The sequence below is a fragment of the Pseudomonas aeruginosa genome, from assembly GCF_001457615.1.
In the GTDB taxonomy this organism is placed as follows: Bacteria; Pseudomonadota; Gammaproteobacteria; order Pseudomonadales; family Pseudomonadaceae; genus Pseudomonas; species Pseudomonas aeruginosa.
Genome location: NZ_LN831024.1, coordinates 3,998,943 through 4,014,300, shown reverse-complemented (window position 1 = coordinate 4,014,300; position 15,358 = coordinate 3,998,943). Strand labels below are relative to the sequence as shown.

At 58.7% G+C, this 15,358-nt stretch carries 10 protein-coding genes and 2 pseudogenes; 11 read left to right on the top strand and 1 reads right to left on the bottom strand.

The window, feature by feature from the left end; genetic code table 11:
* Window positions 1–16: 16 nt before the first annotated feature.
* Entirely contained in the window at window positions 17–850 is an 834-nt protein-coding gene (locus AT700_RS18310) for an oxidoreductase (RefSeq protein ID WP_016561707.1), read from the bottom strand.
* A 91-nt stretch (window positions 851–941) separates the two neighbouring features.
* Between AT700_RS18310 and AT700_RS18305 the strand changes: the two genes are divergently transcribed.
* The 11 genes and pseudogenes from AT700_RS18305 to AT700_RS30615 all read left to right on the top strand — a co-directional run.
* A complete protein-coding gene (locus tag AT700_RS18305; protein ID WP_031633177.1) occupies window positions 942–1,907 on the top strand; it encodes an AraC family transcriptional regulator in 966 nt (321 codons plus the stop codon).
* Between the two features lie 360 nt (window positions 1,908–2,267).
* Window positions 2,268–2,759, top strand: coding sequence for a hypothetical protein (locus AT700_RS18300; RefSeq protein WP_025997456.1), 492 nt, complete (start codon window positions 2,268–2,270; stop codon window positions 2,757–2,759).
* Window positions 2,743–5,022 (top strand): type II secretion system protein GspD, encoded by a 2,280-nt coding sequence (locus AT700_RS18295; RefSeq protein ID WP_034007581.1) that lies wholly within the window; start codon window positions 2,743–2,745, stop codon window positions 5,020–5,022. The genes AT700_RS18300 and AT700_RS18295 overlap by 17 nt, the downstream gene beginning before the upstream one ends.
* A gap of 518 nt (window positions 5,023–5,540) precedes the next feature.
* Complete coding sequence (locus AT700_RS18290; RefSeq protein ID WP_023094126.1) at window positions 5,541–7,346, top strand: hypothetical protein; 1,806 nt, start codon at window positions 5,541–5,543, stop codon at window positions 7,344–7,346.
* A gap of 147 nt (window positions 7,347–7,493) precedes the next feature.
* Window positions 7,494–8,507, top strand: a complete 1,014-nt coding sequence (gene galE / locus AT700_RS18285) for a UDP-glucose 4-epimerase GalE (RefSeq protein WP_078801553.1) — start codon at window positions 7,494–7,496, stop codon at window positions 8,505–8,507.
* 23 nt (window positions 8,508–8,530) lie between these two features.
* The gene (locus AT700_RS18280; RefSeq protein WP_034020576.1) at window positions 8,531–9,655 is read left to right on the top strand and encodes a glycosyltransferase family 4 protein; all 1,125 of its coding nucleotides are present in this window, start codon (window positions 8,531–8,533) and stop codon (window positions 9,653–9,655) included.
* A 19-nt stretch (window positions 9,656–9,674) separates the two neighbouring features.
* Window positions 9,675–10,943 (top strand): ABC transporter ATP-binding protein, encoded by a 1,269-nt coding sequence (locus AT700_RS18275; RefSeq protein ID WP_078801554.1) that lies wholly within the window; start codon window positions 9,675–9,677, stop codon window positions 10,941–10,943.
* Window positions 10,944–11,089: 146 nt separating this feature from the next.
* On the top strand, window positions 11,090–12,646 hold the full coding sequence (locus AT700_RS18270) for a sulfotransferase (RefSeq protein ID WP_033936205.1): 1,557 nt from the start codon (window positions 11,090–11,092) through the stop codon (window positions 12,644–12,646).
* A gap of 16 nt (window positions 12,647–12,662) precedes the next feature.
* Entirely contained in the window at window positions 12,663–13,391 is a 729-nt protein-coding gene (locus tag AT700_RS18265) for a glycosyltransferase family A protein (RefSeq protein WP_034020573.1), read from the top strand.
* 96 nt (window positions 13,392–13,487) lie between these two features.
* A pseudogene (locus AT700_RS18260) lies at window positions 13,488–14,971 on the top strand (glycosyltransferase family 4 protein).
* Window positions 14,968–15,327, top strand: a pseudogene (locus tag AT700_RS30615) (glycosyltransferase family 2 protein); the annotation flags it as partial. The pseudogenes AT700_RS18260 and AT700_RS30615, both read left to right, overlap by 4 nt.
* Between the last annotated feature and the right edge of the window lie 31 nt (window positions 15,328–15,358).

Below are 15,358 nucleotides of genomic sequence, written 5' to 3'. Positions count from 1 at the left end.
TACGACTTTCCAAACCTCATCCATCCGTCGACCGCGTGACCTCTTCCCACGCCGCGATTTCCTCCTCCAGCGCCTTCAGCTTCTGCCGCACCAGCCCCAGTGCATCGCTGCCCAGCAGCAGGTGCGCCGGCGGGTTTTCCGCCTCGATGGCCTGGAGCATGGCGCGCGCGGCCTTGCGCGGGTCGCCCGGTTGCTTGCCGCTCTTTTCCTGGCGAGCCTGGCGGACCGGGTCGAAGAGCGCGTCGTAGTCGGCGATGGTGCGCGGGCTGCGGACCATCGAACGGCCGGCCCAGTCGGTGCGGAAGGAGCCGGGGGCCACGGCGGTGACGGCGATGCCGAGGCTGGCTACCTCCTTGCCCAAGGCTTCGGAAAGCCCTTCCAGGGCGAACTTGCTGCCGCAGTAGTAGGCGATGCCGGGCATGGTGATGTAGCCGCCCATGGAAGTGATGTTGAGGATATGACCGCGGCGGCGCCGACGCATGTAGGGCAGCACGGCCTGGATCATCGCGACCGCGCCGAACAGGTTGACCTCGAACTGCCGGCGCATCTCGGCCAGCGGCGACTCCTCGAGGATGCCTTCATGACCATAGCCGGCACTGTTCACCAGCACGTCCAGCGGACCGATGTCGCGCTCGATGGCTGCGACCGTCGGCTCGATGGCGGCAAGGTCGGTGACGTCCAGCAGCCGGCCGAAGGCTTGGCCCGGCGCCACGGCTTCCAGTGCGCTCCTGGCCTCCTCGCTGCGCACCGTGCCCACCACGCGGTGACCGGAATTCAGGGCCTCGCGGGCCAGGGCCTGGCCGAAGCCGCTGCTGGCGCCGGTGATCAACAGGGTCTTGCGAAACGACATGGTGTGACTCCGTTACGGGGGAATGAGTGCACAATACGCAGAAATTTCCCTATCTCAGAGACCGGAATTTCTCGTTTCATTGCCTGATTCTATGAGCGCATCACTGCCTGATTCAGAAGCCATCCGCTCCGTCGACCGACAGCGCATGGTCGCGTTGCTCGAAAACCTGGCGCCCCGGGAGGGCTACAACCTCACCGGGCTCGACAGCGTCCGTCTGCTGCGTTCGGATCGTCCGCTGGCGCGGACTCCGGTGCTCTACGATCCGGGGATCGTCATCGTTTGCCAGGGGCGAAAGCGCGGCTATTTCGGCGAGCAGATCTACCTGTACGACGAGCAGCACTACCTGGCCGTGGCGGTGCCGGTGCCGTTCACCATGGAGACCGATGCCACGCCAGAGCGACCGCTGCTGGCGATCTACCTGCACCTGGATTTCCCGCTGGCGGCCGGGCTGGCGGTGGAGATCGACCGTCAGCGCGCGCTTGCGCAGGTCGAAGCGCCGCGCAGTCTGATGTCCAGCTCTATGGACGCGCCGCTGCGGGCATCGGTGTTGCGCTTCCTGGAGGCGCTGGGCGATCCGCTGGAGACAGCGATCCTCGCGCCTGCACTACTGCGCGAGCTGTACTTCCGCGTGCTCACCGGCCCTCAGGGCGGCGCCATGCGCGCGGCACTGGCCATGCGCGGGCGCTTCGGCAACATTGCCCGGGCGCTGCGCCGCATCCACGCGCAATACGCCGAGCCGCTCGAGCTGGCGCAACTGGCGGGCGAGGCGGGGATGAGCGTGCCGTCGTTCCACAGCCACTTCAAGGCGATCACCCAGACCTCGCCGATGCAGTACCTGAAGTGCATACGCCTGCATCAGGCGCGTCTGCTGATGGTGCGCCAGGGCATGAGCGCCCAGGCCGCCTGCCATGCGGTCGGTTACGCCAGCGCTTCGCAGTTCAACCGCGAATTCAAGCGTCTGTTCGGCCGCTCGCCGCTGGCAGAAGCCCGGCGCCTGCGCGCGGGGTTCTCGCTGCCGCCGGCGCAGGGGGAGGCGGAGTACGTGTCGTCGCATTAGGGCGAGCGTGGAGTCGGTTCGCCTTCCTGCTCTTGGCCGAGTTCGCTAGGTGAATGTCGGTTGCATTGCCGCTGTTGGCGTCTCGGTGCAGTGACAGTCCTGGCCGAGTGACGCGAATCCTGCGCGGGGTGTGCAAGCCGTTACCCGTACCGACTGCACTGTTTGCCTATCCATCCGGTGCCGCCTGCCGTAATGGTCGGGTCCTTGCGTGCTTGGCGATGGAGTCTCGAAATGATTGGGTTTTACGACTTGTAAGTTGGGAGTTTTCTTACTTCTAACTCAGGATTTTCAATTTTCTATAAATGCCACACTTCCCGCATCTTCAACTCATCGCTTTCCATCCTGCCATTTGCAAACCCAATGACGCCTCATGCCTTTGCTCGCTGGAATCTTCTGCTTCTGGTCGCTTCCATCTTTGCCGGACTTGTCTTTGCTCCGAGTGCCGATCTTTCCGCCTTGCCCACTCCTGAAGCCCGGAAGTGGGTTCTGGCGGAAGTTCCGTCCGTTGCGGTTGATACGACGGTTGCCGGCAAGTTGGCTGGAATGTCGTGGTGGGGGAGAACCGTGGACGAGGAGCGCGAAGCTGAATCGAAGCGGGTTTCGGTGGGCGTGGATGGAGTGGCGCTAATCAAGGTCGATTGGCTGCTACGCGGCATTGTCCGCGATGAAGGCGGCATCTTCGCCCTTGTTGCCAAAAGCGCCGAGGGGCCTCTGCGGCGTTTTGCGGCGGGCGCCACTCTGCCTGGCGGCGAGCGTCTGGAGAGCATCACTGAACAAGGAATCCGCTTCTCGTTCTCGCAGGATGGGAACACCCAGGGTTTTGAAAGGAAACTGTATGCACCCTTGCCATAGGCCGAGCTTTGCCTTCTTGCGCCACCCGTTGTCCATTGTCGTCTGTCTGGCCCTATTGGCAGGTTGCAGTACTTCCCCATTGCAGTTTCCCGAACCATTGCTCGCGAAGTCGGAAAAAGCCAAGGCAACCGAGGGCGTAGCCCTGGTGAGCGACGACGGAAAGAAAGCTCCGGCATCGTTGGCTGTTCCGAAGACGGAGTTCAGTGGCACGCCCACATCGCCTCGGTCGATCGTAGGCGGTGTAGTCGATCGAATGGACAAGGCGATCCTCGACGACAAGAAGGCTGACATCAGTCTGAACGTGGAGGACGTGCAGCTTGCCGCATTCATCAACGAGGTATTCGGCAACATCCTCGGTTTGCCGTTTGAGATCGAAAGCGCTCTGAAGGAAAAGACTGATCGCGTGACCGTTCGTTTGGAACAGCCGCAGACTGCACAGATGGTCTACGAAGTCGCGCGCCAGGTGCTCGTCAACTACGGCGTGGAGATACTCCACCAAGGCGATATCTATCGCTTCCAGATCAAGCAGGTAGGGCTCAGCCCGGACGAGCCGCCCATTCTCATCAGTGGCGAAGCACGGCCTAGTGTGCCGATTGCCTATCGGCCGGTATTTCAATTCGTGGCGTTGCACAGCGTCGACCCCAAGGATGTGATTCCCTGGTTGAACAGTGCCTACGAAAAATCCGGCCTGAGCGTGATGGCCGATGGTGCGCGGAGTGGCTTGATGCTCAAGGGCATGTCTTCCATCGTCAACCAGGCCACCGAAGCCGTCCGCCTTCTCGATCAACCTTTCATGCGTGGACGTCACAGCCTGCGTATCGACCCGGCCTTCGTCAGTGCTGCCGACATGGCCAGTCAACTCAAGAGCGTGATTGCGGCGCAAGGCTACAGCGTCGGTATCGGCGAAGCGGTCGGCAGCATAATGCTGGTACCGCTGGAAAGTTCCAATGGCCTCATCGTCTTCGCCAACGATGGCCAACTTCTCGACTTGGTGCGCGAGTGGGCGCAGCAGGTCGACAGGGCTCCGATGGCGGTTGCCGCAGGTATCGGCGAGGAGAAGGAAGGACTGTTCTTCTACGAAGCTCGCAATACCCGTGTCACCGAACTGGCCAAGTCGTTGCGGGCATTGGTATCGGGGTTCGCCGGGGAGGGGGCCTACGGGATCACCTCCGGACTGCAAAGCAGCGCTTCCAAGCGATCTGGCGGTGGCAGGCGCGCCGGAGACGATGGTGCGGCACCGGCGGTGGCTCCCTTGCTGCAAGCCGCAGGTGCCGCAGCGTTGGTGGGGGGCGACGGTGCTAACGGTTTGCTCGGTGGCTTGGCGGCCGGTATCAGCGGCAGCGGCACCATAGTGGAGGACGAGAATCGAAACGCCATCTTGTTCCGAGGAGCGGCGCGTACCTGGCAGCAGATGCAGGGCTTGCTCCGGGAAATGGACAAGCCGGCCCGCCAGGTATTGATCGAGGTGACGGTGGCCAGCGTAAGTCTCAGCGACACCCAGGAGTTGGGCGTGGAGTGGGAGATGCTCAACGGCAGTTTCAATAGCGCGACCTCGACCGGAAGCAAGGGCAGCGCCGGGAAAGGAGGCTTCAACTACGTCATCAACACCGCCGGAGGCAATACCGCAGCCATCCAGGCAATGGCGGACAATCAACGAGTCCGGGTACTCGCCACTCCCCGTATCTTGGTCAAGAGCGGCGAGCAGGCCAACATCAATGTCGGTCGGGATATTCCTATCCCAACGGCCCAGGTCAATGACGACAGCACCACTGCTGGAAGCACCAACCTGCGCAATGAAATTGCCTACCGCTCTACCGGCACAATTCTGAATGTCGCCCCCGTAGTCTACTCGGATAGTCGGGTCGATCTTACGGTCAGCCAGGAGTTGAGCGACAGTGGCGGTTCTTCCGGCGGCGGTGGCAAGGCCAGTGGCGGAGGAATCAGCGCTCCGGAGATTTCCAGGACGTCGCTGGAAACATCGCTTACGTTGAAAAGCGGTGGGTCGGTGCTGATGGGGGGGCTGATTCGGGACAACATAACGGACTCCAACGCTGGCGTGCCTCTCCTGAAGGACATTCCCGGGATCGGTTTCCTCTTCGGACGCCAGAAAGCCGTGAAGACCCGTGAAGAAGTCATCATGTTGATCCAGCCTTACGTGCTGGAAAGTGATGCCGATGCCAGGGAAGTGACGGAAAAGCTGCGCGCCATGCTGAGCAAGACACTGGCCTGCTCCGATAGACCGGGCGCCTGCCGTATGGAATGAGGTCGGTCACCTGCAACACTCATCTAGACGACTCTCGTCGTGGTCCCCGATAGGCCTGGAACTTTCCGGGCCGTATCCATCCATAAAAATCTATTGCGAATCTTCTTTCTAAATGCTCAGAAGTAGCCTTTTACTTCTGGGTGTGACCCGGTTTTTAGAAACGTTTGTTCGTGATCGCTTGGATATTCTTAAGAATTTTCTCTATTTTAAGGTTTTTGTTTTTACCTTCTTCCGTAGGAAAATTCATTTATTAAATAGGAAGAGGTGAAAACGCACTTTTTGCTATTGCTGAGGTGCTTTGGCAATTATATAAAGCCATCCGTTGGTGCCTATGTGGCCACTTCAGGTAGTGGCTGGGCGTCAATTCGATCGGTATCACCGGAATGATTGGAAGTATTCATGGTGTCAGGCCTGTCGATGTGTTGGTTGATTACCGATACATGATCATTAGCGTGTCGTCCAAAGATGGACACTTGACTGGAATGCTCAATATAAACGCTTCAAGGAGTTATTTTCTCATGCTCAAAAGAACACTACTCAGCGCCGCTGTAGCTTCGGCACTGTTTGCTGGAGTCGCGAACGCTGCCGGAGTGGTTGCTATTGCCACAAGCCCCACTCTGGAGGCGAACTCGCCTGGTGCAACCGAGCAGTACGGACCAGGACAGGCCAACTATGTCGTCGGCAAGAGTGTGGAAAATGGTGCCAACCTCGATAGCAAGGCGGCCAACATCACCCTGGCTCAGGAGATTTTCGGCAACAAGTCCGAAGAAACTACCTTTGACCTGCCCAGCGTTACCTACACCATCGATCCAGTGAAGGCTGGAAATGCCGCTGCGGGCCACACCATCAAGCTGACCCTTGGTCGTACCGTCGTGCGCTTCGCCAAGGCCGTGACCGCCAACCAGATCAAGATCGGCGCCCTGGCTGCGGGTAGCGGCTTCGTCATCACCAGCGGCACTGGCGCCACCGACAACACGCTTGAGCTGCGCCTCGACCAGGCGGGTGCCGACATGATCAAGCAGACCGCGACCGGCGGCAACGTGGTGTTCTTCAACTTCCGCGAGCCGAGCAGCCAGGACAGCCAGCCTGCCAAGGTCACCAACATGCGCGCTCCGCTTCAGGGCGATGCCACCTTCGTGGCTGGATCCTGGAATCCGAAAGTGAGCCTGCAAAACGACCCGCTGAACGAATTGCGTTTCCAGGTCACGGTTTCCGCACAGTTCGATACCACCACTGGCGCCGATGCCGGCAACCCTGCGAATAACGACTCTGCACCGCCCCTGACCATTTTCACTTCGCTGCCCGCGGTTTACTGGGACGTTCTCAACACCAACCAGTATGGGCAGAATCGCGTCCTGCATCCGTTGAACCTGAACAATCAGGATCGCTCCTTCGATACCTCGGTGTCCGTCGGTGGCGATAACACCGATTATTATGGTGCCAACTATGCGCGTCTGGGCGCCGTACGGCTCGGCATCAATACGGATGTGCTCAACGAGGCGGGTCGAACCGTGTTTGGTTTCGCCGGTGGCGACAAGGTGACCAGCACCCTGTCGGGTAACTTCAACGGGATCAGCGACATCGGCCTGACCACCGGGAACTGCTCCGCCTTTGCCGCCAATCCGGGGTCTGCCGCCAAGCTCTGGAATTCTGCCGCCATCGAAGGTGTAGTGGATGCGCAGGGCAACGGTACTTTGCCGGTATCGTTCGACAACTCGAATATCAACCAGACCTACAACGTCTGCGTGAAGGCTTCCGGCACCGTGCCGATGCAGGCGCTGCAACGTTTCGACGTGGGTGATCTGAAGGTCGACTTCGAGAACGTACGCTATGTCGACCGTACCATTGCAGGCAACCGTCTCGACGAGTTCTGGAAGAACAGTTGCGTCGCCAGTCTGTTCAATCTGCCTGGCTCCAATGTTTCCGACCAGTTCTTCATTCGTCTGACCAACACCAGCGACGATGGTCGGGACGGCAAGGTGCGCGGGGTACTGTTCGACCAGAACGGTAAGCGTTATCCGGCGACTGGCAGCACCTACCTGACCGACTCGAGTGGGAAGACTGCCCTGAAAGCGCACGAAACCGGTGTGTACACCGTAACCGAAGTAGCCAAGGCCTTCGGTATCGACGGTACCAACTGGAACGGTGCCAACGGTCGCGCACGTCTGGTCCTGGAAGGCGAGTTCCCAACTTGCGAGGCGCTCGGCCTGATCCGCTCTGCCAATGGCACCATCACCAACATGACCTCCACCACCCAAGGCAACTTCAACGAAGATGGCTCGTCCACCTCGGAGAACCACAAGGCTGGTAACAACCGCAACTAAGTCACTTTAGCTGCAGGCCAAAGGAGGCGATCTTCTCGATCGCCTCCTTTTCCACTGGGTAAGTAGAAAGAGAGTGCGTTACAGACGGGCTCGATGGGAGTTCTTACCCCTGAAAACCCAGCTCTGTACGTATCAAGGTGAGGCGAGATGCGCGTATTGGTCACAGGAGGTGCAGGATTCATTGGCTCTCATGTGTTGGTCGAACTCTTAGGCCAAGGCGCCAAGGTTGTGGTTCTGGATAATCTTGTCAACGGTTCTTCGGAATCTCTAAAGCGAGTGGAAAGAATAACCGGGCATTCGGTTGGCTTCGTACTGGGAGATGTTAGAGACAGTCTTCTTGTTGAGCGCCTGCTGATCGATGAGAAGGTTGATGCGGTCATTCATCTGGCAGGGTTGAAAGCTGTTGGAGAAAGCGTTGATGACCCGCTGGAGTATTACGAGAGCAACGTTCAGGGAGCTATTTCGCTGCTACGCGCCATGCAGAGGGTCGGGGTATTCAAGATTGTCTTCAGTTCTTCCGCAACGATCTATCAGATGCCTGGCACCTTGCCTATATCCGAGAGTTCGAAAGTGGGAGGCGTGGCCAGTCCCTATGGCCGGACAAAACTGACTGCCGAGCACATGCTCGATGACCTGGCTCGCTCCGATGCGCGTTGGTCCATCGCGGTGCTCAGATACTTCAATCCCATCGGTGCTCATGAAAGCGGCCTCATCGGTGAGGACCCATGCGGTACCCCAAACAATCTTCTGCCCTATATCGCCCAGGTTGCAGTCGGACGTTTGAGTCGGTTGACGGTACATGGCGGCGACTATCCGACTATCGACGGGACGGGAGTCCGGGACTACATCCATGTTTGCGACCTGGCAGCAGGACATACCAAGGCGCTCGAATACCTGGGGCAGGGGCACGGCTACCACGTCTGGAATCTTGGGACGGGCACCGGCTATTCGGTCTTGCAGGTCATCGAAGCTTTCGAGCGAGTCTCTGGCAGGCGCATTCCCTTTACGGTGTCCGGTCGCCGCCCAGGCGATGTGGCCGAGTGCTGGGCGGATGTTTCCAAGGCGGAGCGAGAGTTGGGCTGGAAGGCGGGGCTGGGCCTCGAATGCATGATTGCGGATGCCTGGCGCTGGCAGGTTTCCAATCCGAGTGGGTATTCATGAATCACGCCGCTGTTGTCGATGGGTTGCCTTTTAGCAACCTTGCGCTGATCTCCAATCAGGCTTTTTCAATCTACAATTTTCGTGGCGATTTCATTCGAGAGGTCGTACGTCGAGGAGCGAAGGTCTACGCTTTCGCTCCAGACTATGACGAGGTGACAAGCCGTCAAGTTTCGGAGCTTGGAGCAATTCCGGTTTCCTACAGCTTGAAACGTGCGGGCATGAATCCCTTTCAGGAGTTGCACGCACTCCTGAGTCTGATCTGCAAGCTGCGGGCGCTGAAGATCGATGCCGTGTTCAGTTACTTTATAAAGCCCGTTATCTACGGTGGTATCGCGGCTTTTTTGACGGGTGTCAGATTACGCTATTCGATGATCGAAGGCGCTGGTTTCATCTATTCGGAAGAAGGCTATACCCATTTTCTACGGAAGCTGCTTAGGCATGTCGTGACCTGTTCGATCAGGTTGGTCCTTCGGTTCTCGTCTCGTGTATTTCTGCTCAACCAGGATGACTACGATCTGTTTGTGAGCCCTCGGCTGGCCAAGACGGGACGTGCCTTGATATTGCCGGGTATAGGCGTCGATCTTGATTATTTTGCCGCGAGTTCTCCCGTGTTGCGGCCTATTACTTTCGTGTTTGTCGCTCGTCTTCTCAAGGAGAAAGGTATCTATGATTTTGTGGAAGCCGCGAGAATCGTTAGAAAACGCAGTCCGCTCGCGCGTTTTCTGGTCTTGGGAGGCGTCGACAGTAATCCAGGAAGGGTGTCACGGGAGGAAATGAACCAGTGGGTAGTCGAAGGCTTGTTGGAGTGGCCTGGCCATGTGCATGACATCAAGGCATGGGTGGCCAATACGAGTGTATTCGTGCTGCCATCCTATTATAGAGAAGGTGTGCCGAGAAGTAGTCAGGAGGCCATGTCCCTGGGGAAGCCTGTGATAACGACTGACTGGACGGGATGTCGTGAAACGGTACTGGATGGTGTCAATGGGTTTCTGGTACCGATCAAGAGTCCGCAGAGTTTAGCCGCGGCAATGTTGAAGTTCATCGAGTCGCCTTCGCTCATCGCACGTATGGGAGAAGCCAGTAGATCGTTGGCGGAACAGCGCTATGACGTTTTCAGGATAAACAATACGATGCTTTCTGCGTTGTAGGGATCTCGCTGTGAGTTGTATGAATGGTAATGCGCCGGTACTTGCGGCCGTAGATATAAGCAAGGGTTTTAGAGTCTACAGGGCTCCTCATCAAAGGATGTTGCAGGCCATCTGGGGTGAGAGAAAGAAGTTTTATTCGGAATTCTGGGCTCTGCGGAATGTGAGTTTCCAGGTTTTTCCTGGGGAGGTGGTTGGAGTAATCGGCTGCAACGGCTCCGGGAAGTCCACCTTGCTGCAGATACTTGCGGGTACCTTGCGACCTACGAGTGGGCAGGTGGTTCGCCCAGAAAGGGTAGCGGCACTGTTGGAGCTGGGGGCCGGTTTCAACATGGAGTACACCGGCAGGGAAAACATAATCTTCAATGCCATGCTTCTTGGACTGGGCGAGCAGGAAATTTCTGAACGCCTCGACGAGATAATCCAGTTTGCCGATATCGGTGAGTTCATCGATCGTCCGGTTCGAACATATTCGAGCGGTATGTTCGTGCGTTTGGCTTTCTCCATTGCGGCATATGTCGATGCCGATGTGCTGATCGTGGACGAGGCCCTGGCGGTAGGTGACGCCGCGTTTCAGTTCAAATGCCTGAACCGGCTTGAAGAACTGCTGCTGAAAGGCATCACCATCCTGCTGGTCTCCCACGATATACAGTTGATCAAGAGTTACTGTAGTCGAGCGATCTATCTATCCAAAGGTAGAGTGATATTCGATGGCGACTGTGAAACAGCCACGGAACTCTATCTGCGGGACAGTATAGAGACACAGCGGGCGGAAGTCCGCTCAGGAAGCCTGATCGCTTCTGGCGAACACGGGAACTCGGTAATTGCATATGGAAATGGGCAGGGCAGGTTTCTATCCATCCGCATGGGCGTACTTGACGAAGCCCGGGATTACTTCGATTCGGGCGAACGTGTCTGGGTCGAGGTACTTGTGCAATTTGACCTACCCGTCCCGGAGCACCCAAAGATCACCCTGACTATCCGTGACCAGCGCGGTTACAACCTCTATGGCATAAACAATTTATTGCTGGGCAAGGCTTTGAATGTCGAGCCTGACGGGCGCTTGAGAATACGCATCAGCTTCGACTGCGACTTGCAGGCCGGCGAATACGCCTTGACGTTTCGTCTGGAGAACTCTTTGTCGGAGTCCGTTTGCGAACTCATGGATAAACAGGTCAATGCGGCGATATTCAGGGTCTTCAATTCGCCCAAGTGCTTCGATGCAGTGGTGAATCTGCATGGGGCATTCGAGCCGGTTTCGTTCTGCTGCGAGACCCGGGCTACCCAATGATGTCATCGTCTTTGACCATGGTATTCGTCGTCCACGCCGGCGAGTTGGAAATCAAGTCTGCCGTGTTGGCGGCTTCTCTACGCAAACGCTTTGGCTTTTCCATGGATATCATTGCCGCATGTCCATCGGGAAAGGCTGACTGGGGTGTGCCAAGCGATGCATCCCGACGCTTATATGAACGTTTGGGCATTCCTCTTTTGCCTATGGATAGTCCTTTCGGGCCAGAGTATCCAATAGGCAACAAGTTCGCGGCGTTGGCGCTGGGGCCGGCTGTTGGGCATACGTTGTTTCTCGACAGTGACATGATCTGTGTCGATGCATTCGAAGCTGACATGCTTTGTCGTTTCGACGCGGCACTCAAACCTGCCGATATGGCATTGGTGGCAAAACAGAACGATTACTGGCAACGCATATACGCCCATGCGGGATCGGCATTGCCTGGAGATCGGGTAGTGACCACTTGTTCCGGGGAAGCGATGCCTGCGTACTATAACGCTGGCTTTATCCTGGTACGTGATGCCAGGCGTTTCGCCGAAGTCTGGTACAGGCTCGCCGAACGCGTCCATGCGGACCCGCTGATCACCAACAAGATGCCCTGGCTGGACCAGCTGACGCTACCCGTCGCTCTGCACGCGTTGAACTACAAGACGAGAGCGCTCAGCGAACGGTTCAATTATCCGCTTCATATCAAGCCGCTATCCGCTGCGTCCCTACCGCCCTTCTTCTGCCACTACCATTCTCTCGACACACTTGTCCGCGAGCGTTCGCTATGGGCCGAACTGGACGAACTGGCCAAGCGTTTCCCTGAGCTGCGCGAAGTGCTTGCGCTGGATGCCAACTGGAAGAAAGCAATCCTGGCTCCTGCGCCTCGGCTGGCTTTCTCGGAAGGTGATTCCACCGGCACTGTCGAGGCCGGACAGGACCTGGTGATCACCGGGATTCCCCGGAGCGGAACCAGCCATCTATGCCGTCTGCTCTCCCAGCAGCCCGACACCGTGGTGCTCAATGAACCTCCTCAGGTATTCGAAGCGCTGAAACTCTCGCCTCTTCCTTGGGGACTGCCACGCTACTACGCAGAGTTACGTCGCGACATCCTGGCGGGCAGGCCCGTGCCGAACAAGCATGTGAATGGCCGCCTGGTCGACGACACTGCCAGGGGCAACGATCAGTCCAGCGACTATTTCGCTGAGGTGCGGGGGGCTTCGTTTCACCTGGGAACGAAGAACACGCTTGCCTATATCGCCCGGCTGCCCCTGATCCGCAAGGTCATGCCGACGGCGTTGCTGATCGCAACCATCCGTCATCCCTACGACACCCTGAACTCCTGGGCGAACACCTTCGAGCACCTGCGCCAGGCTGCCGTCGAACGCCAGCCGTTCGGATGTCCCGATGACCTGGCCCTCACGGGATGGCAGCGCAAGGCACTGCTGGCCATTGCCGATACCGACCACCTAGCTGTCCGGCGTGCTCTGTGGTGGCGTTACCTGGCACTGCAACTGGAGGACGCCGGGGATTACGTCCAGTTGTTGCGCTGCGAGGACTTCGTCGAGGCGCCGCAAACGACCTTGGCCGCTCTGCGAAACAACCGCCCCTTGCCTTTCGACGAGCCTGTGGCATGGAGCAAGGGGCTGGCGCCGGACGAGCAGGAGCTGGTTGCCAACATAGTCTGCGACGTTGCCGAGCGATTCCACTACGTCTTGTAGAACCGGGAGAACCCTTATGCCGGATATCAGTTTAATCATGAATTTCCATGCGGAAGACGTGCTGGCGCATTGGAGCCTGCTGGGTTTTCAACGCATGCGTGAATTCGCGTCGCACCATGGGGTTTCCGTGCAGTTGGTGGCGGTGCTCGACCGCGCCTCGCAAACGACTCGGCGAATCGTCAGGCAGCATCCGGTCCTGCGCGAGGGCGACAAGGTCCTTCAGGTCGAGCATGGTGATCTCGGGCTTTCCCGGAACGCCGGGATCGATAGCGCGGATGCGTCCACGGTGGGGGTGTTGGATGGCGACGACTACTGCTCGGCGAACTGGTTGGTCGAAGCCCTGCAGGTGGTATCCGAGAAGGGCAATGGCGTCGTGGTCCATCCCGAGTACACGGTGAGCCATGGAGCCTGCCATTTGCTGGGGCGTTCGGTAGATCAACTGAGCGAAGACTATCCCGTGGAAAGTTGCTTCAAGCATCACCCATGGGTTTCCGTTGTCGTAGCCGAGAAAGCCGTATTCCAGGAGCTTCCATACCTGGAGACCCGAGTCGGGAAATCCGGCTTCGGTTATGAAGATTGGCATTGGAATCTCGAGGTGATTGCGTCCGGTCGGAAGCACACCCTGGCTAGCGGCACCTGCCTGTTCTATCGCCGCAAGGAAGCATCGATGCTGGCCGCCATGGGCGCGCTGAACGCAGTGGTTCGCCCCGGACGATTCTTCGATGGACGGTGTTTCGATCACTAGCCGGCTTCTCTGGGGCCGGGGAGGCACATGCCTGCCGCGGCAGCCCCGCATCGATGAGCCGAGCATCCAGCACTTCTACCAAGTGGAACTTTCCTGATGAGCCTGAACGGCAGACTGAAAGCTCGTGCGGCCAGCTTCGCTCGCACAGCCTATCCACCTATTCTTGGATCGTTGCGGCGGGTGCTCTCCGAGCGCCAACTACAACGCTTCATACTGGTCTGCGACCGTTTGAAGGGCTGGTTGCTCAAGGAGGCAGTCGTCGTACCGTCACCCTCTCCGATGGCGCTGCCGCCATGGATAGTCGACGAAATGAAGGCGTTGGCCCGGATCGAGCCTGCCCTGTATCCCACGGCGGCGAAGCTGCGCGTTTACACTTCCTGGAAGGCCCCGATAGATAACGGACCGGCGCAACTGTACCGGGGATGTCTGGCGGACTTCATCGAATATGCGCCGGATATGGTCTTCCTCGTCCCGCATTTGCAGCGTGGTGGCGCTGACCTGGGAATCCTGCATCATGTGCGGTTATGCGCCGAGATGGGCGTGAAGGTGACGGTAGTGGTCACGCGGGATGTGGTGTCTCCCTGGCTCAACCGGCTTCCGGCGGAGGTTCGGGTGGTGGAGTTCGGACGCCTGGGCAATCTGCTTGGCGAGGAGGACCGGCGCCTGGTACTGCTGCGCCTTTTGCTGCAATGTCCTGCCAGGAGTATCCACATCATCAACTCGCAACTGGCCTGGGAACTGCTCGAGCGGCATGGCAAGACGTTGACGTTCGAGGGTAAGCGGATTTACGCCAGCGTCTTTTGCGACGACCTGGACGGCAATGCGGTTCGCTGCGGCTATGCCAGCGAGTTCCTCCCACGGTCCTGGATGCACCTGGCGGGCCTGCTTTCGGATAACCGGACCTTCCTCCAACAGATTCACGAGCGGGACGGCATTCCGCCGGAGCTCATGCATGGGCTCTACTTTCCCGCCAGCGACCATGCAGAGGCGATTCCGACCGCAGGCTCGACGATTCTTTGGGCCAGCCGTATCTCGCCGCAGAAAAGGCCGGACCTGCTCTACGAGATTGCCCTGGCGCTTCCCGAATACCTGTTCGAAGTCCACGGCGAGGTCGATCCTGCTTGCAGGGGAGAAACCCAGAGGAAGCTGCGACGCCTGCCGAATGTCAGGCTTCATGGGCGTTACGACTCCTTCCAGGCCCTGGCTCGGCAGGGGCGATATGCGATGTTGCTGTATACCTCTCGCTATGACGGCTTGCCGAACATCCTGCTCGAAGCCACTGCTGCAGGGCTGCCCATAGTCGCCCCCGACGTCGGGGTATCGCTGAGTTCCTGAATACCGAAACGGGCTATCTGGTCGGCGCTGACGCCGATGCCGGCGAGTTCGCAAGGGCAATCAGGAGTGCGCTGGGCAATCCCGGGGAGACGGCGAGACGGGTGAAACGCGCCCGCGAGTTGCTGACGCGACGTCATGGCTGGGCCGCATTCAGGGATGCGGCCAGGAACATACCCGGCTACCTGCCTGGGGGCGTGCGGCCTGAGCAAGAGGTCTCCATGGAAACCGAACCGGTGTCCAGGTGAAGGGCGTGAGGTCGGCCCATTTTCTGCAACGTCTGCTATTTTCCCTACCGCCTGCTTTTCGTTCGTGGCTGGGAGAGAAGGGAAGGCTCCTGGTCCATCTTGTCCTCGATATCGGTTCGGCCTCGGCGCTCCGGCAGGTTTCCGGACACGCCACTCCGTGGGATCCGCAGAAGCCCCTGCTGAGCGTGGTCATTCCCTGCTTCAACCATGGGAGGTATTTGAGGCGCGCGCTTGATAGCCTGGCCCGGCAGAGCTTCCAGGACTTCGAGATCATTCTGGTCGACGATGGTTCTGATGACCCTTCGACCCTGGACCTCCTCGAGGCTCTCCAGGAGCCCGGCATGACGCTCCTGCGCCAGCCCAATCGTGGGCCATCCGCAGCGCGGA